At 39.2% G+C, this 17,995-nt stretch carries 20 protein-coding genes; 11 read left to right on the top strand and 9 right to left on the bottom strand.

What is annotated here, in order from left to right; translation table 11 throughout:
- Positions 1 to 64 precede the first annotated feature (64 nt).
- The gene (locus tag AAC026_RS05750) at positions 65 to 1,465 is read right to left on the bottom strand and encodes an AAA family ATPase (protein ID WP_339695765.1); all 1,401 of its coding nucleotides are present in this window, start codon (positions 1,463 to 1,465) and stop codon (positions 65 to 67) included.
- Between the two features lie 3 nt (positions 1,466 to 1,468).
- Entirely contained in the window at positions 1,469 to 1,924 is a 456-nt protein-coding gene (locus tag AAC026_RS05745; protein ID WP_339608065.1) for a PaaI family thioesterase, read from the bottom strand.
- Between the two features lie 38 nt (positions 1,925 to 1,962).
- Here AAC026_RS05745 and AAC026_RS05740 point away from each other — a divergent pair, with 38 nt between their 5' ends.
- The 4 genes from AAC026_RS05740 (at position 1,963) to coaD (ending at position 4,468) form a co-directional block, all read left to right on the top strand.
- Positions 1,963 to 2,454 (top strand): NUDIX hydrolase, encoded by a 492-nt coding sequence (locus AAC026_RS05740; RefSeq protein WP_339695762.1) that lies wholly within the window; start codon positions 1,963 to 1,965, stop codon positions 2,452 to 2,454.
- Positions 2,455 to 2,532: 78 nt separating this feature from the next.
- Positions 2,533 to 3,111, top strand: a complete 579-nt coding sequence (locus AAC026_RS05735) for a hypothetical protein (RefSeq protein ID WP_339609714.1) — start codon at positions 2,533 to 2,535, stop codon at positions 3,109 to 3,111.
- Positions 3,112 to 3,123: 12 nt separating this feature from the next.
- The gene (locus AAC026_RS05730; protein WP_339695759.1) at positions 3,124 to 3,996 is read left to right on the top strand and encodes a DUF3822 family protein; all 873 of its coding nucleotides are present in this window, start codon (positions 3,124 to 3,126) and stop codon (positions 3,994 to 3,996) included.
- Between the two features lie 16 nt (positions 3,997 to 4,012).
- A complete protein-coding gene (gene coaD / locus AAC026_RS05725) occupies positions 4,013 to 4,468 on the top strand; it encodes a pantetheine-phosphate adenylyltransferase (RefSeq protein WP_339609718.1) in 456 nt (151 codons plus the stop codon).
- Here the strand turns inward: coaD and AAC026_RS05720 are convergent.
- Entirely contained in the window at positions 4,465 to 5,148 is a 684-nt protein-coding gene (locus AAC026_RS05720; RefSeq protein WP_339609720.1) for an NUDIX domain-containing protein, read from the bottom strand. The genes coaD and AAC026_RS05720 overlap by 4 nt on opposite strands.
- Positions 5,149 to 5,249: 101 nt before the next feature.
- Between AAC026_RS05720 and pyrE the strand changes: the two genes are divergently transcribed.
- The 7 genes from pyrE to AAC026_RS05685 all read left to right on the top strand — a co-directional run bounded on the left by pyrE (position 5,250) and on the right by AAC026_RS05685 (position 13,028).
- Positions 5,250 to 5,900: an orotate phosphoribosyltransferase gene (pyrE, locus tag AAC026_RS05715; RefSeq protein WP_339609722.1), complete on the top strand. Its 651-nt coding sequence runs from the start codon at positions 5,250 to 5,252 to the stop codon at positions 5,898 to 5,900.
- Between the two features lie 23 nt (positions 5,901 to 5,923).
- Entirely contained in the window at positions 5,924 to 7,027 is a 1,104-nt protein-coding gene (locus tag AAC026_RS05710; RefSeq protein ID WP_339695756.1) for a glycosyltransferase family 4 protein, read from the top strand.
- 37 nt (positions 7,028 to 7,064) lie between these two features.
- Entirely contained in the window at positions 7,065 to 9,335 is a 2,271-nt protein-coding gene (locus AAC026_RS05705) for a UvrD-helicase domain-containing protein (RefSeq protein WP_339695754.1), read from the top strand.
- A gap of 170 nt (positions 9,336 to 9,505) precedes the next feature.
- The gene (locus tag AAC026_RS05700) at positions 9,506 to 10,144 is read left to right on the top strand and encodes a DUF4290 domain-containing protein (protein ID WP_339609322.1); all 639 of its coding nucleotides are present in this window, start codon (positions 9,506 to 9,508) and stop codon (positions 10,142 to 10,144) included.
- A gap of 3 nt (positions 10,145 to 10,147) precedes the next feature.
- Positions 10,148 to 11,452, top strand: coding sequence for a UDP-N-acetylglucosamine 1-carboxyvinyltransferase (gene murA, locus AAC026_RS05695; RefSeq protein ID WP_339695752.1), 1,305 nt, complete (start codon positions 10,148 to 10,150; stop codon positions 11,450 to 11,452).
- 67 nt (positions 11,453 to 11,519) lie between these two features.
- Positions 11,520 to 12,254, top strand: coding sequence for a VIT1/CCC1 transporter family protein (locus tag AAC026_RS05690; protein WP_339609326.1), 735 nt, complete (start codon positions 11,520 to 11,522; stop codon positions 12,252 to 12,254).
- A 72-nt stretch (positions 12,255 to 12,326) separates the two neighbouring features.
- A complete protein-coding gene (locus AAC026_RS05685; RefSeq protein WP_339609328.1) occupies positions 12,327 to 13,028 on the top strand; it encodes a hypothetical protein in 702 nt (233 codons plus the stop codon).
- A 44-nt stretch (positions 13,029 to 13,072) separates the two neighbouring features.
- Here the strand turns inward: AAC026_RS05685 and AAC026_RS05680 are convergent, their stop codons facing one another.
- The 6 genes from AAC026_RS05680 to dnaN form a co-directional block, all read right to left on the bottom strand.
- On the bottom strand, positions 13,073 to 14,374 hold the full coding sequence (locus AAC026_RS05680) for a GTP-binding protein (protein ID WP_339695749.1): 1,302 nt from the start codon (positions 14,372 to 14,374) through the stop codon (positions 13,073 to 13,075).
- Positions 14,319 to 15,224 carry a sulfate adenylyltransferase subunit CysD gene (gene cysD, locus AAC026_RS05675; protein ID WP_339696021.1) on the bottom strand — a complete coding sequence of 302 codons (906 nt, stop codon included), beginning with the start codon at positions 15,222 to 15,224 and terminating at the stop codon, positions 14,319 to 14,321. Before cysD ends, AAC026_RS05680 begins: the two co-directional genes overlap by 56 nt.
- A gap of 8 nt (positions 15,225 to 15,232) precedes the next feature.
- Entirely contained in the window at positions 15,233 to 15,943 is a 711-nt protein-coding gene (locus AAC026_RS05670) for a phosphoadenylyl-sulfate reductase (RefSeq protein ID WP_339695746.1), read from the bottom strand.
- 4 nt (positions 15,944 to 15,947) lie between these two features.
- The gene (locus AAC026_RS05665; protein WP_339609334.1) at positions 15,948 to 16,193 is read right to left on the bottom strand and encodes a DUF2061 domain-containing protein; all 246 of its coding nucleotides are present in this window, start codon (positions 16,191 to 16,193) and stop codon (positions 15,948 to 15,950) included.
- A gap of 82 nt (positions 16,194 to 16,275) precedes the next feature.
- Positions 16,276 to 16,689 carry an Rrf2 family transcriptional regulator gene (locus AAC026_RS05660; protein WP_339609335.1) on the bottom strand — a complete coding sequence of 138 codons (414 nt, stop codon included), beginning with the start codon at positions 16,687 to 16,689 and terminating at the stop codon, positions 16,276 to 16,278.
- 94 nt (positions 16,690 to 16,783) lie between these two features.
- Entirely contained in the window at positions 16,784 to 17,905 is a 1,122-nt protein-coding gene (gene dnaN / locus AAC026_RS05655; RefSeq protein ID WP_339695743.1) for a DNA polymerase III subunit beta, read from the bottom strand.
- Between the last annotated feature and the right edge of the window lie 90 nt (positions 17,906 to 17,995).

The following is a 17,995-nucleotide window of genomic DNA, read 5'->3' as shown; positions in this document are numbered from 1 at the left end:
GTCATAACTATCGGTGAATTGATTCACCAAAAAGACTAATAAAGCGTTAAGATTAGGAAAATAATCAGAAGAATTTCTGATGAAAATTAACGAGGAAAAGTTCTTTTGAGGCACGGGTAACGGCTGTATATAGCCAACGCAAATAATCCTGATCGATCATTTCTTCATTTAGATAACCCTGGTCTACGAAAACCGCCTCCCATTGTCCACCTTGTGATTTATGACAAGTAAGCGCATAAGCGAATTTCACTTGTAGGGCATTCAGATAAGGATCTTTTTTAATCAATTTTATCCGCTCCCCTTTCGATTCTACATCCGCATAATCTTCTACCACTTGCTCATAAAGCTTCTTTTGATCTGCACTTGGCAATGAAGCTTCTGGCGTATAGAGGGTGTCTAAAATTACTTTGGCTTCGAAAGGTTCGTGGTCAGGGTAATCGAGTAATCGGAGGTTCAGGGTTGCAAAACGCAATCCGTAAACATCTTCAAACCGAACGATTTTCATCACCTCCACAAAATCTCCATTCGCTAAAAAACCACCAGGCGTATTCTCTGGTAAATAGTGATAGTTGTTCCGAACAATCATCAATATATCGCCCGCCTCCAATTCGTCTTCTCTATATTGAATCGCCCTGCGGATGTATTGATTGTACTGCACCGCATTTTTATTCGACCGACAAACAATTACTGTATTCTCAGTTCCATACTTATCATAGGCATAGCGAAGGCCATCTTCTAGCCTTTCTCCAGTCATTTTAAAAATATCTTTAAACTGACCTGTGGTAAATTTAATATCGAACTTCTCTTTACTGAGTTCCTTTCGAAGTTGCGTAGCATTATAAAGTATACCAGAAGATTCCTCCTGCCGCATGACTTCGGTTAGCTCAATGGAAAAGTTATCCGTTTTGAAATTGTGTTTCAGATAAGAGGCTTCCAACGCTAGGCTTTCAGTACTGCCTACTGGTGGAAGCTGGGCCACATCACCAATCAGCAAAAGCCTATTCCCCTCCTTTTCAAACACGTAGTCCATCAACTCGGTCAATAAACCCTTTGTGCCGTAATCCGATTGATCGGAAAGCATTGAAGCTTCATCGACTATAAAAAGCGTATTGGTGTGGTAATTCTTCTGACGCGAAAAACGGAGACTTCCCCCAGGCTCTTCTGTTTGCTGGAAGATTTTTTTGTGAATCGTAAAAGCCGTGCGTTTGGAATAAGAAGACATCACTTTGGCCGCACGGCCTGTGGGCGCCATCAAAACATACTTCATATTGAAGAAGGGAAGCATATTCACCACCGCTCCAATCACAGTGGTTTTTCCTGTTCCGGCATAACCTCGAATAGTCAGTGTTGGCTTTACTAAATCTTTGTCCAGAAGAAATTCATCGAACATACGGAAAAGCTCCTTTTGACCAGAAGTGGGCTCAAAAGGGAATTTGCTCAATAATATTTCAGAAGGTTTTGCCAATGGTTATTGCTTAGCGCGTGAAATGTCTTCAGGAAAAATAGTGGCCATTGTCGTGGTGGCTTTTGCAATCAATGTTCTTTTCTCTCCATCTAAGCACCAGACTTCCGCCTCGCAAAAGTTCAGTTTTCTACCTTGTTTAATCACTTTGCCAATGGCATGAAGTCTATCTCCCTTTCCTTTAGAGAAATAAGAGATTTTGATCTCCCCTGTCACCACATGATGATCTTCTGGTACAACCGTATATGCAGCAAAGCCCGCAACAATATCTGCCACTGTAGCCGTAACGCCTCCATGTACCAAACCAGTTTGTTGCTGATGCTCTTGCGTCAAAGTCAGCCACCCCTCAGTAGTTCCTGCTTCAATCACATTCAAATCAAAGCCCACAAGCTTCATGAAATATTGCCTTTCGAGGAATTTCTCGATTCTTGATTTAAAGTTGGGATTCAATACCTTTATCATCTTTTCAATTTTGGACAAATATATCGTATCTCCTACTTATGGACTCACTGGAATCCAAAATCAAATCTAATTATGGCGAAAAACTTCGGGTTCGGGTTTGCGGAATATGCATTACCGAAGAAGGCCTGCTGATGGTTCACCATACCGCCTTGGGAAAAGATGGTTCCTTGTGGGCTCCACCGGGCGGAGGTATGGAATATGGTGAAAGTGCCCACGCAGCACTAAAGCGGGAGTTTATGGAAGAAACCCATTTGGAAATTGAAGTGGAGAGATTCCTTTTTGTGCATGAATACCTCGATCCGCCACTACACGGCATTGAATTATTTTTTGAAGTAAAAATAACGGGCGGAAATCTCAAAAAAGGCGCTGATCCGGAAATGGAGGCTGATTTTCAGATTATCACTCAAACCGATTTTAAACCCTTTGAAGAAATAAAACAAATCCCTAACGATCGGTTGCACTATGTTATTCAAAATATTACTAGTTTCGAAAGCCTTTTAAATCAGACTGGCTATTTCAAATTTCATTAGAATTGCATAAAATAGCAGTTCGATTTATTTCAGTTACCTAATAAAATAGTTATTTTCGCAAAAAGATCAACCTTAAAAATGAGCCTAACTAAAATCCTTACTGTAGTCATATTCATTGGAGCCATCGCATTTGGCTATTTCCTTTATGACAGTATTAACTCAACCATTCAGAAAGCAAAAGAAATTGAAAGAGTAGAAAACACGGTGAAAACCAAACTTGAACTCATTCGTGATGCCCAAATTGCTTATCAAGTTACTTACGGTGACTATGCCGATACTTGGGAAAAACTAATTGCCTATGTAGACAGCGGTAAAATCTGGTTGATTCAAAGAACTGAAACGATCACTCCACAAGCCTATGGGGAAGAAATTTCAACCTTTACGTATGATACGCTAGGTTTTAGAACAGTGAGAGATTCACTGTTTAAATCGCCTAATTTCAACCCAATGAATTTACCAAGATTACCTCATGCACAAGACAAATTCTTTTCGCTTTATGCTAAAGATTCAGTTCGTTCTGGTGTTAATGTAGATTATATTGAGGTAGTTGATACTTATCCTTTTGACAGAACCAGAACAGAGGATAACGAAATTAAAAATAGAAGACCTTTACGTTTCGGTTCTAGAACCGAGATTACCACTTCAGGTAACTGGTAGTAAATCATTATAGTGAGTACTGTTAAAAACCAACAACTCATAAAAATTAAAGACGAAAGAATGGACATTGATCATATAGATCAATGTCGTCTTTCGTTTTTTATTGGTGAACACGATTGTCAAATCACGATATTTGACGAACAGAAGCAGAAATTGCTACTATTCGAAAACTACCTGATAGAATCCTCCCCAATTGATTTCTTAAACAAAATTCATGATCAGCATGAGCTAGTACCTGCTGGTTTTTGGCCTACCATACATATTCATATCAGGAACAACCAATTTTGTTTGGTACCAAGCTTTTTGTTTGACGAAGATTCGGCCTACAATTACATCAAGCTAAATACAGATAGTAATCCTGATTTGGATAACTATGCAATACGGCAACATAAATCATTAGCAGCTACTTACGTTTTTGGTTACCCCGCTGCTATTCAAGATTGGTTTTTCTCAAAATATAAAAAGGCCAGCATTCATGTTTTCCATGAAGGCTCTACTTTCTTAAATAGCATTGAGAGTAAGCTGCTTAAAGTTGCAAAGCCTGCCTTGTATCTCAACTGTAATTCTGACACCTTAATGCTAGCTGGCTTTAATGGACAAAAGTTGATGATTTACAACCAGTTCAAAATTGGTGACATAAAACAGTTGCCAAAATTAATTCTGATGTCTATTCAGCAATTTAGCCAAGAAGGTCAGGACACTCCCATTGTACTTTGGGCGGTTCAAGACAAACTAAAAAGCTTGGAACCATTACTGAAAAAGTACTTTAAAAACCTTAGCTTAGGTAAAAGGTCAACTCAATTTAAAATGAGTCATCAGTTTGATGAAATAGAACTTTACGAACATGTAGAAATATTCGGAAGTTTCTTAACCTCTAATTCATAACAAACACCTCATTGCTATGAAGCGCATTGCTATTTTCCCAGGTTCTTTTGATCCTTTCACAAAAGGGCATCAAGACATTGTACTTAGATCTCTTGGCCTTTTTGATGAGGTAGTGATTGCTATTGGTTATAATACCGCCAAACAAAACCGATACTTTGACATCGATTTTATGGTAAAAAAAATCAATGAGACTTTTAAAGATATTCCACGAGTTTCAGTGGTGGTTTACAATGAGCTCACAGCTACTTTGGCAGACAAAATGGGGGCTAAGTACCTTATTCGAGGCTTAAGGAATACAACGGATTTTGAGTATGAAAACAGTATTTCTCAAGTAAATAGACATCTAAACGCTGAATTAGAAACTGTATTTCTAATTACTTCTCCTGCTTTGTCATCTGTTAACTCTACTATTATTAGAGAAGTACATCGATATGGGGGTGATGTGCAAGAATTCTTACCCTACGAGCTTTAAACAGCCTTCTTCCCTCTTTTTTTCTTATACTTTTTGTAAACATGTTGGATTGAACGATAGGTATTGTAAAGCGCTACGTTTACCTCGTTAGAGTTCATCCATTTTACCTCATCAATATCCTCGTCAAGCTGAGGCTTCATCTTAGAATCATCAAGGCTGTCCATCAAAAACCAACTCGTTTTCTTCAGAATATCCTTCCCTCCTCTTACATAAGTGTGCCAAGTAACACAAACCTGATCTTTTACTCGCACCTTAACATTACACTCTTCTTCCACCTCTCTTTTGGCACCTTCCTGAACGCTTTCTTTCCCTTCGATTTTGCCCTTAGGAAAATCCCACATGCCTAAGCGATGAATCATCAGCACTTTATTATCCTTCTCTACTACTCCACCAGCTGCTTTAATAATTTTAAACTTGCCCTTAATCAAATTGACTGTCTCCTCATATTCGGGAGTAATAAGGGTAACCGATTTAAAGCCTTTCAATTTGCTATGGTGTAAAATAAAGAGCAGTGACTTTATCATTCCTTGCGAAGCATTCGTAATCAGCATATTACCTCTGAATGCCTTTTCATTCAGAATAATATCATCAACGTTTATAACAAGGTCGAATTTAGAGTGATCTTTAACTTCCTCCGGGCGCTTGATCCGAAGTGGCTTATCTTTGATGTATATTCTCATCTAATGTGAGCGCTATTTTTTGCTAATATGAAATATTTTTTAAGAACAATACCTGTGTTCGGTTTATAAATTTCAGAAAAAAAATCCCTTAAATTCGTGCCATGGAAAAAACAGGCACCCCTAAAGACACAGCACTAAGAGTTGCTTCCGACTTATTAGAAATAAAAGCAATTCAACTTAATAAATCTCAACCTTTTACATGGAGTTCAGGGTGGAAATCACCAATTTATTGCGACAACCGCATGTCGCTTTCATTTCCTGCTACCAGAACTTACATAAAAAAGGCACTTGCCGAAGCTTGTAAATCACTATATCCAGAAGCCCAATCGATTGCTGGAGTAGCTACTGCTGGTATTCCGCAAGGTGCTTTGCTTGCCGATGAAGTCGACCTTCCATTTATCTATGTGCGTTCTTCGCCAAAAGGACACGGCATGGAAAACCTAATTGAAGGAAAAGTTGCGCCTGGTCAAAAAGTAGTAATTGTTGAAGATTTGATTTCTACTGGAGGAAGTTCGTTAAAAGCCGCAGAAGCACTAAAAGCTGCTGGGTACGAAGTGCTGGGTATGTTGGCCATTTTTACATATGGTTTCCCTTTAGCTGACGATAATTTTGAGAAGGCTGGAATAAAGCTTCACTGCTTAAGTAACTATTCAGTAATGCTTGAAAAAGCCAAGGAACTCGGATACGTTAATCAAGACGATTTAGCTTCCTTAGAAAAGTGGAGACAAGACCCAGCAAACTGGAAAGGCTAATAAGCACAGTGCAATTCTAAAATATGCCGAAAGACAAACTCAGGCTTCTTTTTATTACCTACCAAGGTGGTTTGGCAGGTTCTACTAACTCTATTGCCTATTTAGCAAAAGGGCTGGCAGAAAAGGGGCACGAGGTTTTTGTGGGTTGCAGACAAGACATGCTCATTTGGGATTTGCTGGAAGGCAGCAAAGCGCAGCGAATCCCAATGACCTTCAAAGGAAAGTTCGATATCGAGAACTGGCGGCAGATTCGGGATGCAGTGAAAAGACATCGTATTCAAGTGATTAATGCCCAATCGAGTTACGATCGCTATACTGCCATTTTCTCTAAACTGAGGTATAATCTTAAAGTAGAGATTGTACATACCCGAAGACAAAATCCATTGAGTGCTGGCGGTTGGCTACAGAAATGGTTTTATGTGAGAAACACTGCTGGAATTGTGGTAATCAGTGAGGGCTTGAAAACCATTTTCACAGAAAAGGGCTATCCCAAAAATCATTTAAAAGTAATTCATAACGGTATTCCTGCAGAACGCCTGACACAATGGAATAAGGAAACCGTAGAGAAATTCAGACAACAGCTTAAGATCAAAGCAACAGAAAAAGTAATCGGTTGTGTTTCTCGCTTTAAAGAGCAGCCTCAAATTATTGAAGCCGTTGCCCAACTCAACGACCCAAGTATTAAACTCGTTTTTGCAGGAATTGAACAAAGTCAACTACAGCCTTATATAGACCAATTTGGCATAAAGAATGAAGTGATTTGCTTGGGCGATGTTTCTGGAAAAGAAGTACTCAACCTCTACCGTTTGTTCGATATTAACACTCTTGCTTCCACCATGGACGGCTTCGGTTTGGTGTTGATTGAAGCCATGGCCATGAAATGCCCCGTAATCGCCACCAACTTTGGAGGTATAGCCGATGTAGTTCAAAACGATTACAACGGTTTTCTCTTCGAAAACGGAAACATTACAGAGCTTTCTTCTAAAATAAAGGAGTTACTCACAAATCAAGCTACCAGAGACAAGTTCATAGAAAACGGATTAACCACTGCCTTCGAGACTTTCAGCATGGAGAATACAATTCTAAATTATGAGCAATACTTCTATAGTTTAATAGCCAAAAACTAGAATCAAAGCTTAAATTGCAGGTTGAAAACTGTGCAGAATGGATTACCTCTCTTCCCTTAATGAACCCCAATACGAAGGAGTAGTGAACACGGAAGGCCCTACTATGATTATTGCTGGTGCGGGTTCCGGAAAAACAAGGGTACTTACCTATAGAATCGCTTACCTAATGCAGGACAAAGGTGTTGACCCCTTCAATATTCTTTCCCTCACCTTTACCAATAAGGCAGCAAAAGAAATGCGTGAAAGGATTGAGAGTGTAGTAGGCTCCAATGCCAGAAATCTATGGATGGGGACTTTTCACTCTGTATTTGCCAGAATTTTAAGGGCTGAAGCAGGTAAACTAGGTTACCCAAGTAACTTCACCATTTACGATACTGACGATTCTAAATCGCTCATTAAAAATATTGTTAAAGAATACGGATTAGACGATAAGATATATAAGCCAAATACGGTACTCAGCAGAATTTCTAGTGCCAAAAATAGGCTAATCTCTTGGCAAGAATACACTACCAATCCCATTTACAAGGCTGACGATGATTCGGCTATGAAACCTGAAATGGGAATGCTGTACAAAGCCTATAGTTTGCGCTGTAAAAAGGCAGATGCTATGGACTTCGATGACCTACTTTTCAACACAAATGTGTTGTTTAGAGATCATTTGGACGTATTGAATAAATACCAACATAGATTCAGGTATGTACTTGTAGATGAGTTTCAAGACACTAACGTTTCTCAATATTTGATTACCAAGAAGCTTTCTGCGGTAAATAGAAATATTGCTGTAGTGGGAGACGATGCTCAAAGTATATATGCTTTTCGCGGAGCCGACATTGAAAATATTCTGAATTTCGAAAAGGATTTTCCAGACCTGAAAGTCATCAAATTGGAGCAGAATTACCGTTCTACTCAAAATATTGTAAACGCGGCAAATTCAGTAATTGGAAGAAATAAGAGCCAGCTAAAAAAGACCGTTTGGACAGCCAATAATGATGGTAATCAAATTGAACTAATCAAATCCGTTTCAGACAATGAGGAAGGACGATTTGTAGCCTCAGAAATTTTTGAACAAAAGGCCAATCGCAACTACAAAAACGAGGATTTCGCTATTCTGTACCGAACAAATAGCCAATCGCGCTCCATTGAAGAAGCTTTAAGAAAATCAGGTATTGCCTATCGTATTTATGGTGGGCTCTCTTTCTATCAAAGAAAGGAAATTAAGGATTTGATGGGTTACCTGCGATTTGCCATCAATTCTAATGATGAGCAATCTTTCAGAAGAATCATCAACTTGCCAAAACGAGGCATTGGGCCAACTTCTGTAGAAAAAATTGTGGTGGCGGCCTTCGAGCATGATATTCCACTTTGGGAAGTGCTCACCAATATAAATTCCTTTTTACCCGGCCGAGCTGCCAATGCTATCAACGACTTTGTAACGCTCATTAAGAGCTTCAAAATTTATGTTGAAACAAAAGACGCCTTTGAAACCGCCAGCCATATCGCTAAAAACTCTGGCCTGTTAAAAGAGCTTTATGAAGACAAGACCATAGAGGGCTTGAACCGTTATGAGAACGTTCAAGAGTTATTAAACGCCATTAAAGAATTTGTAGATACACCAGAAGTTGAGGATAAATCACTGAACAACTTTATGCAAGACATTGCCTTGCTAACCGACAGTGACAAAGACAACCAAGAAACAGATGTGGTTACTTTGATGACAATTCACTCAGCCAAAGGGCTTGAATTCAATAATGTGTTCATTGTGGGAATGGAAGAAGACCTTTTCCCTTCTCAAATGATGATGAGCAGTAGAGCAGATTTAGAAGAAGAGAGGCGTCTGTTCTATGTGGCTATCACTAGGGCAAAAGAAAACCTCTATTTTTCCTATGCCTTATCGCGCTACCGTTATGGTCGTTTGCTCAATTGCGAACCCAGCCGATTTATTGAAGAAGTAGATCCAAGCTATATTAAAGTAAATACAAAATACGGAAGCAGAGAACAAAAGCCTTCAAGCTTTAGCCCAAGCAGAAATGCGCCAGAGGTGGGTTCAAACTATGCGCGAAATTTAATCGCAAATAGAAATACAGCGCCTAAAAAGCCTTTGTCGTATCATAAGCCATCTGATAATTTCACCCCTAGTGATATTTCAAACCTTAAGGAGGGAATGAAAGTAGAGCACCCTAAATTTGGTTTTGGCAAGGTGCATAAAATGGATGTGGAAGGCTCGAACAAAAAAGCGAGAGTGATTTTTGAAAGTTTTGGTGAGAAAACCCTGCTATTGAGTTTTGCGAAGCTTAGGATAGTAGAGTAAAAAAGAATTAACTTACTGCCATAACAAGCTAGCGCCATAAGCGTTGAAGTTTTATTAGTCCGAAGGAAGGATCAATTTTATAATTCGGTACTCAAACCGATTCATATCTAGCAGTAAATAGACCTTCTTCTTCCAGAATAATTGTTAATTTCGTAGTGAAAACTGAAAACATGAGTTTAGAATATAATACCCAAAGAGAAGATGTAATCCAGAAGGAGTACGGCAGAAACGTACAGAAACTGGTTGAATATATCAAAACCGTTGAAGACAAAGAAAAGCGTAACCAATATGCGCAAACGCTTACTGACCTAATGCGTCAGATCAACCCCAATTTGCTTCGCGAAAATGTTGAATACGATCAAAAAGTATGGGATGATTTGTACATCATGTCACGCTTTGATTTAGACGTAGAGTCTCCTTTTCCTATGCCTGAAAAAGAGTCGATCGGCAAGAAACCACAGCGCATGGCTTACAAAACCGATGAAATCAAGTTCCGTCATTACGGTAGAAATCTTGAAATGATGGTGAAATTAGCTGTAGAAATGGAAGATGAAGAATCGCGTGAAACCGCCATTATTCACATCGGCCGTCTAATGAAAAGCTTCTTTTCTAACTGGAACAAAGACAATATTGAAGATGAAGTAATTGCTCAGCACATTCACAGAATGTCTAAGGGTCAATTGAAAGTAAATATTGAGAAAATCAAGGAAGAAGGTCTGTTTAACACAAACGTTAGAGAAAGAAGACAGTCTTCTGGGTCGTCTAACCAAAACAGAAAAAAGAATTACACAAAACGTAGACGCGCATAATCAATGGCATCTTTTGTAATTGAAGGCGGTACCAAGCTGAATGGTGAAATCACTCCTCAGGGTGCCAAAAATGAAGCATTACAAATTCTGTGTGCCGTTTTAATCACCCCCGAACCAGTTACACTTCACAAAGTTCCCGACATTCGTGATGTAAACAAACTGATTGAATTACTTGGCGCCATGGGTGTCGAAGTACAATTCTTGGGTGGTGAGAGTTACCGCTTTTGTGCAAAAAATGTAGATATTGATTACCTAGAAACAGAAGAATTCCGAACCAAAGCCTCATCGCTCCGTGGTTCGGTAATGATTTTAGGGCCGCTCTTGGCGCGTTTTGGAAAGGCCAAAATTTCTAAACCAGGAGGAGACAAAATTGGCCGTAGAAGGCTCGACACTCACTTTATTGGTTTTCAAAAGCTAGGCGCTCGTTTTCTTTACGAAGCCGAAACTGGTATGTACCATATTGATGCTTCCCAGCTAAAGGGCACTTACATGCTTTTAGAAGAAGCTTCTGTTACAGGTACAGCCAATATTCTTTTGGCCGCAGCAATGGCGAAAGGAAAAACCACCATTTATAATGCTGCTTGCGAGCCGTATTTACAGCAGCTTTGTGCTATGCTCAATCGAATGGGCGCAAAAATCACTGGCGTTGGCTCCAATCTATTACATGTCGAAGGTGTTGATTCCCTAGGGGGAACGGAACATACTATGCTGCCTGACATGATTGAAATAGGCAGTTTTATTGGTATGGCCGCCATGACACAGTCTGAAATCACCATTAAGGATTGCCGAATCGATCAGCTTGGTTTAATTCCTGAAACTTTCAGAAAAATGGGAGTTCAAATGGAGTTTAGAGGTGACGACATCTTTATACCGGGTCAAGATCATTATGAAATAGAAACTTTTATTGATGGTTCTATCATGACCATTGCCGATGCCATTTGGCCAGGCTTAACGCCCGACCTTCTAAGCATTATTTTGGTAATGGCTACTCAGGCCAAAGGTACCGTATTGGTTCATCAAAAAATGTTTGAAAGCCGCCTCTTCTTTGTCGATAAACTTATTGACATGGGCGCTCAAATCATTCTTTGCGATCCGCATAGGGCTACTGTGATTGGCTTAAACCGCCAACAAAAGCTTAAGGGCATTAGAATGACTTCTCCTGATATTCGTGCAGGGCAGGCTTTATTAATTGCGGCACTTTCTGCCGAAGGTACTAGCGTAATCGACAATGTTGAGCAAATCGACAGAGGGTATCAGCACATCGACAAACGATTGAATGCTTTAGGGGCTAAGATTCAAAGACAATAGGGCTTAGAAAAACCAATCATGTTATATTGAGTGAATTTTCAGGTTCAACCCAATTACTCAAACCAACATGAGCAAGAAACATCACGAAGCCCATTTACACGGTAAAACATCCTTCTTCTCAAAATTTCAAGAGTACATAGGTGAATTTATTTATGGCGGTATTGACGGAAGCGTAACCACCTTTGCTGTAGTGGCAGGGGCTGCTGGTGCTAACCTCGATAGTGCTGTGGTAATTATTCTTGGTTTTGCCAACCTCTTTGCCGATGGTTTTGCCATGTCGGTTGGTAGCTATCTTTCTACCAAATCAGAAAAACAGAATTACGAAAAACATAAAGCAATTGAATACTGGGAGGTGGATCATTTGCCAGAAAAAGAGCGTGAAGAAATTCGTGAAATTTATCAAGCCAAAGGTTTTGAGGGTGAGCTGTTAGAGCAAGTGGTAGATAAAATCACGGAAGACAAAGATCGCTGGGTAGACGTAATGATGAAAGAGGAGCTTGAAATGATGGAAGAAACAAAGTCACCTTTTCAAATGGGCTTAGTCACTTTCATTTCATTTCTACTAATGGGTTTTATCCCACTCATTGTTTATGTGATTGATTACACGCGAGGGTTCGATGCCGACCTATTTCTTTACTCCTCTGTTCTCACCTTTGTGGCTTTTGGCGCTATTGGTTACGCTAAGAGTTATGTAACTTCTACCAGTCGTGTGCGAGGCGTTTTGGAAACCCTTTTCTTGGGCGGATCGGCTGCTGTTTTAGCTTATTACGTAGGAGTAATTCTTGAAAGCATGATTTCATAAGCATCCCAAGACAATTTTCTTTGTCAATTATTAATCAATTGCTTTATATTCAATGTAAAACCACGGAACAGAATGAAATTTGGAACTTCTCGCAGGCTTGCCAAAATCAAAAAAGCCGATGTAATCACTTATACCATAGAAATTTTCATTGTGATTTTTGGAATTACCGTGGCCTATCAGCTCAATGTATTGTATGAAGATTCAAAGGACCTCAAGCTAGAAAAGGGCGCTATTGAAAAGGTACATACAGAGCTTGAATTGAATATGAAAGATTTTGAGTCGTTACTAGACGAGCGTAAAGAACTGCTTGAGAATGAAAACCAATTGGCTCAAATTCTTTATTCTGATGGCTACCTATATACTGAGGGAGATTTAGAAAATGAAGAAATATCTAAGTACCTCTTCGCAATTAATAAAACATATAAGCCAAACATCCAGTTTGAAGGACTGAACTTTTACCTCAACACCAATTATACTTCTGGTAATTCAAGCATCAAGAATGACCTAATCACTCTAAAAAACAAATACATTGCCCTGAAGGAGGTGGCTCTATATCATGCCAGCATGAAGGAGAAGTATTACAACGACTTCCTTATTAAAGATGTGGACTTTGGTTTACAGAAAGTGGTGAGCTACGACCGAATAAAAAGTGTAGAATTCAAAAACCTCATCCTCAACCTGATTGAAAACGAAATCGAATTGAACAGGCTTTTAGAGGAAGTGCACGAGGTTGCCTTAGATATTGACTTTATACTTGAAGCCAAAATGCGCTAGCAACCCCATTACACCTATCTGTGGAAATTTATTTTAGATGAAGCCTAAGCTACAAAGCCGACTCCTACAGTATTATTGGTAAACTCATCAATTAAAATAAAGGCACCATTTCTTCTATTCTGCTTATACGAGTCTGCTAAAACAGGCTTGGAAGATTTAAGGACTACTTCTCCAATATCATTCAATTGAAAACCCGAGATATTTGTTTCCACTAACAAACTCTCCGTATTCACCTTATGATTTAAACCGAGAACTTTCACCCTAGATTCGCTTACACCGTGTTGTAACTTATAAGTCCTTCCTGCCACCAATGGAGCATTGTCCATCCAACAAACATCAGAGGTAATTTCATTACCAAAGTTTAGACTACCTTCTTTCACCAACATATCACCTCTGCTAGCACCTACATCATCTTTCAATAAAATACTCACTGACTCTCCAGCAATGGCCTCTTTCAGCTCTGTTTTATACTTTTGAATAGATTTAATTTCTGACACTGCCCCAGATGGCAAAACCGTTACCTTATCCCCTACTTTTAATGTGCCACTCGCTACTTTGCCTGCATAGCCTCTATAATCATGATGTTCATTTGTTTTGGGTCGAATTACATGCTGAATAGGAAATCTAGTTGGTAAATCCGTTTGATGAGATTTTACTTCAACTGATTCTAGCGCCTCAATCAATGAATCGCCTAAATACCAAGACATGTGCTCACTATCTGTAATAATGTTTTCACCGTAAAGTGAACTGATTGGAAGAAACGAAATATCAAAACCAGTTAATGATGCTTTATCTACCAAGGCTTTCACTTCATTCACTATACTTTCAAAACGTGCTTGGCTGTAATCAACTAAATCCATTTTATTGACACAGACCACTACTTTAGGCACTCGCAAAAGATGAGCAATGTAAAGATGCCTTTTGGTCTGTTCTACTAACCCGTTTCTGGCATCGATAAGAATCAATGATACATCTGCATTACTCGCTCCCGTTACCATGTTGCGTGTGTACTCAATATGCCCTGGGGTATCGGCAATAATGTACTTTCTTGATTTGGTGGCGAAATAAATGTGCGCCACGTCAATCGTAATTCCCTGCTCTCTTTCCGCCACCAAACCATCTGTCAGCAATGAAAGGTCCGTATAATCAAGCCCCTTTCTACGGCTGCTTTCTTCAATTGCCAATAACTTATCAGAAGTAATGGATTTGGTATCGAAAAGCAACCTTCCAATCAGTGTACTTTTGCCATCATCTACACTTCCAGCTGTGGCTATGCGTAAAACTTTTTTGTTAGAAATATCCATACTGCTTTCTCTTTTCCATGGCTGCTTCCGAACGTTTATCATCAATTCTAGCGCCTCGTTCGGAAATTGTGGCACTCAAAATCTCTTCTATCACTCTTTCTATTCGATCTGCATCAGATTCTACTGCGGCAGTACAGGTCATGTCGCCAACAGTTCTAAATCGTACTGTGCGGGTTTCAATTTTTTCGTTTTCATCTTTATTGATAAAAGTAGAGTTTGGCCAAATCATGCCATCTCGCTGAAAAACCTCTCGCTCATGAGCATAATAAATGGAGGGTATTTCAAGTTTTTCTTCTCTGATATAATTCCAGACATCAATCTCTGTCCAATTAGAGATAGGAAATACTCGAACGTTTTCGCCTACATTTATTCTTCCATTGAGCATATCAAAAAGTTCAGGACGTTGTTTCTTGGCATCCCATTGACCGAAATCATCTCGTACCGAAAAAACACGTTCTTTGGCCCTTGCCTTTTCTTCATCTCTTCTGGCCCCACCTATACAGGCATCAAACTTAAACTCTTCAATAGCTGCCAGTAATGTCACTGTTTGAAGTGCATTTCGGCTAGCATATTTTCCTGACTCCTCCACTGCTATTTTCTTGTCAATGGAGTCTTGTACATAGCGCACATGCAATTCGAGCCCAAGCTCTTCTACCAATGCATCGCGAAAAGCAATGGTTTCTGGAAAATTATGCCCTGTATCTACATGCAAAAGTGGAAATGGAATTTTACCAGGGTAAAAAGCCTTTTCGGCCAAACGCACCAAAGTAATAGAGTCCTTTCCTCCTGAAAACAATAACACAGGTTTTTCAAACTGGGCTGCTACTTCCCTCATTATGTAAATGGACTCATCTTCCAACTCACGTGGAAATTGTCCGTCAAAAACATTCATATCTCTATTTATTTCTTGATTGTAACTGCGTGTAAACCACATTCTTTTTGCGAACTCTCCCACCACCAACGGCCTGCTCTTGGAGACTCTTCGGGCGTAATGGCCCTTGTGCAAGGTTGGCAACCAATGCTGACAAAACCTTTATTGTGTAGGGTGTTATAGGGCACTTTATATTCATCCAGATAGGTCAACATGGCCTCATAACTCCAATTTAAAATGGGGTTATATTTTATCACCTGATTGCCTTCATCCCATTCAAACAGTTCTAAATTTTGGCGATTATCCGATTGAGCAGCTCTCAAGCCTGTAATCCAAACTTTGGTATTTCTCAATGCCCGTTTTAAGGGTGCTACCTTTCTTATGTAACAGCATTCTTTTCTATTCTCAACCGATTCGTAAAAGCTGAAAAAACCTTTCTCACTCACTAGTGGCTCAACATCTTCTGACTTTGGGAAGTAGGTTGTTATTTCCTGCTTATAGCGCACCCTTGTCTTTTCCATTAAGTCATAAGTCTCTGGAAACAAACGACCAGTATCCAAAGTAAAAACCTCTACCGCCAACTGCTTACGAAATATGATATCGGTAATGACCTGGTCTTCTTGCCCAAAAGCACTTGAAAATTTAACCTGAGCGGGAAATTCTTGTGTGAGTGAATCAATTACCTCTCCTATTGAAAGGCCAGAAAATCGGCTATTATATTCTTCTATCTTGTCTTTCATCTCGCTACTTTTTCAGTTTAACAGAAGACCAAATACGCTCATGGAAATAGTAAAGCACTATTTTGCTAAATACTTCAACCGATCCAATTGAAAGGGCCAAGCCCACTTCTCCAGTAATGAAATAGGAGATCATTATGGTATCCACCGTACCAACGATTCGCCAGCTGATCGTTTTTAAAATGCTTTTGAGATTGCTATCACGTTGCTCCTCTTTCTCGATTCTTCCTTTTACGACTGAGTCTAAAAACATAGTGGTTCCTTTTTATTGAAACATTGAGGATACAAAAGTATGTATTCCCTACCATTTTAATAGACTAATAAGTAAAATTTTTTTAATGCTCTCGGAGAACGTCTTTTAAAGACTTGTTTTCCAACACTTTAAGCGTATTGTCGCGCACCTCGCTCATCACCACATTCAGCCCACAAATTTCCTCTTGGCAGTTTTCACACTTCTCATAATAGTTTAAACTTACGCATGGGAGCAGTGCAATGGGGCCATCGAGCATACGGATTATCTTTGCCAAACCTATTTCTTCTGGTGGTTTAATAAGGTAGTAACCTCCACCCTTTCCTTTCTTACTGCCTAGAATTCCAGATTTTTTCAACTCCAAAAGAATGTTCTCCAAGAATTTCAATGAAATTTTCCTTTCTTCTGAAATTTCAGAAATAAGCACAGGCCCCTTATCTTGATTTTCGGCCAAGTAGGTTAAAGCATGGAACGCGTATTGGGTTTTTTTAGATAGCACTTTTCAGTTTTAATTGACGAAGTTACCAAAATTTAGGATTGAAAATAAAAAAGGAGCTTAAAGCTCCTTTCATTGTCTTTTGCTCAATGTCAAATTAGTAGTTATTCAACATTACTGGCATTACCAGCATTAGAATATCTTCACTCTCATCTTTGTCACCAGGAATCAAAAGTCCAGCACGATTAGGAGCCGACATTTGAAGTGTAACTTCTTTAGAATGAAGGTTGCTCAACATTTCAACCAAGAATTTAGCGTTGAATCCAATTTCGATATCCTCTCCTTCATGCTCACAAGCTAAAGTTTCTTTTGCTTCATTAGAGAAATCTAAATCTTCAGCAGAAACAGTTAGTTCGCTACCAGTGATTTTCAACCTAATTTGGTGTGTAGTTTTATTGGCGTAAATCGAAATTCTTTTCAACGAACCTAAAAGTTCGCTTTTATTGATTTTCATTTCGATTGGGTTGTCTGAAGGAATTACATTTTCATAATCTGGAAAACGCTCATCGATCAAACGGCATATCATTTTAATTGCGTTGAAGTGGAAGTAGGCATTAGATGCATTGTACTCCACCACCACATTTGAGTTTTCAGAAGGCAAGGTAGACTTGAGCAAGTTTAATGCTTTACGAGGAATAATAATTGACATTCCTGTATCAGAAGCTACATCTACTCTTCTATAACGTACCAAACGATGACCGTCTGTAGCCACAAAAGTGGTATTTGTTTCAGCTAGTTTTACGTACACCCCAGTCATAGCAGGCCTCAACTCATCGTTGCTCGTTGCAAAAATTGTGTTGTTAATAGCACTGCTCAACACCTCTGTAGACATATCTACTTGGTAGGCATCTGTTACCTCTGGTACTTTAGGGAAATCAGTAGCGTTTTCGCCCGCCAACTTATACCTACCATTATCAGAGTTAATTTCAACACTGTAAGTTTCGCTATCAATTGTAAACGTAACAGGCTGCTCTGGCAAGTTCTTAAGGGTATCCATTAGGATACGCGCAGGAACTGCTATACTTCCATTTTCTTTAGCTTCTACATCAATCTCTGTAATCATAGAAGTTTGAAGATCGGAAGCAGTGATGGTCAAAAGCCCATCTTTAATTTCGAATAAAAAGTTTTCAAGGATTGGCACCACCGGATTGGTAGTGATTACTCCATTGATATTGGAAAGGCGTTTTAGCAATTCTGCTGAAGAAACGATAAACTTCATAAAAACCGGGTTTATTACTGTGGGTACTTTAAGCGCATAAAGTTAAAAATAAAATCAATACTCGGTATCAAAACCTAGCTTTTTGGCGCG

This window comes from uncultured Roseivirga sp. (genome assembly GCF_963973945.1).
Taxonomy (GTDB): domain Bacteria; phylum Bacteroidota; class Bacteroidia; order Cytophagales; family Cyclobacteriaceae; genus Roseivirga.
This window is presented reverse-complemented; position numbering and strand designations above follow the sequence as displayed.

Bases quoted from the DNA above. Each gene is read 5' to 3' on its own strand.
- AAC026_RS05745 (WP_339608065.1), bottom strand. From the start codon at position 1,924: ATGATAAAGGTATTGAATCCCAACTTTAAATCAAGAATCGAGAAATTC.
- AAC026_RS05740 (WP_339695762.1), top strand. From the start codon at position 1,963: ATGGACTCACTGGAATCCAAAATCAAATCTAATTATGGCGAAAAACTT.
- AAC026_RS05735 (WP_339609714.1), top strand. From the start codon at position 2,533: ATGAGCCTAACTAAAATCCTTACTGTAGTCATATTCATTGGAGCCATC.
- coaD (WP_339609718.1), top strand. From the start codon at position 4,013: ATGAAGCGCATTGCTATTTTCCCAGGTTCTTTTGATCCTTTCACAAAA.
- AAC026_RS05720 (WP_339609720.1), bottom strand. From the start codon at position 5,148: ATGAGAATATACATCAAAGATAAGCCACTTCGGATCAAGCGCCCGGAG.
- pyrE (WP_339609722.1), top strand. From the start codon at position 5,250: ATGGAAAAAACAGGCACCCCTAAAGACACAGCACTAAGAGTTGCTTCC.
- AAC026_RS05710 (WP_339695756.1), top strand. From the start codon at position 5,924: ATGCCGAAAGACAAACTCAGGCTTCTTTTTATTACCTACCAAGGTGGT.
- AAC026_RS05705 (WP_339695754.1), top strand. From the start codon at position 7,065: ATGGATTACCTCTCTTCCCTTAATGAACCCCAATACGAAGGAGTAGTG.
- AAC026_RS05700 (WP_339609322.1), top strand. From the start codon at position 9,506: ATGAGTTTAGAATATAATACCCAAAGAGAAGATGTAATCCAGAAGGAG.
- murA (WP_339695752.1), top strand. From the start codon at position 10,148: ATGGCATCTTTTGTAATTGAAGGCGGTACCAAGCTGAATGGTGAAATC.
- AAC026_RS05690 (WP_339609326.1), top strand. From the start codon at position 11,520: ATGAGCAAGAAACATCACGAAGCCCATTTACACGGTAAAACATCCTTC.
- AAC026_RS05685 (WP_339609328.1), top strand. From the start codon at position 12,327: ATGAAATTTGGAACTTCTCGCAGGCTTGCCAAAATCAAAAAAGCCGAT.
- AAC026_RS05680 (WP_339695749.1), bottom strand. From the start codon at position 14,374: ATGATAAACGTTCGGAAGCAGCCATGGAAAAGAGAAAGCAGTATGGAT.
- cysD (WP_339696021.1), bottom strand. From the start codon at position 15,224: ATGAATGTTTTTGACGGACAATTTCCACGTGAGTTGGAAGATGAGTCC.
- AAC026_RS05670 (WP_339695746.1), bottom strand. From the start codon at position 15,943: ATGAAAGACAAGATAGAAGAATATAATAGCCGATTTTCTGGCCTTTCA.
- AAC026_RS05665 (WP_339609334.1), bottom strand. From the start codon at position 16,193: ATGTTTTTAGACTCAGTCGTAAAAGGAAGAATCGAGAAAGAGGAGCAA.
- dnaN (WP_339695743.1), bottom strand. From the start codon at position 17,905: ATGAAGTTTATCGTTTCTTCAGCAGAATTGCTAAAACGCCTTTCCAAT.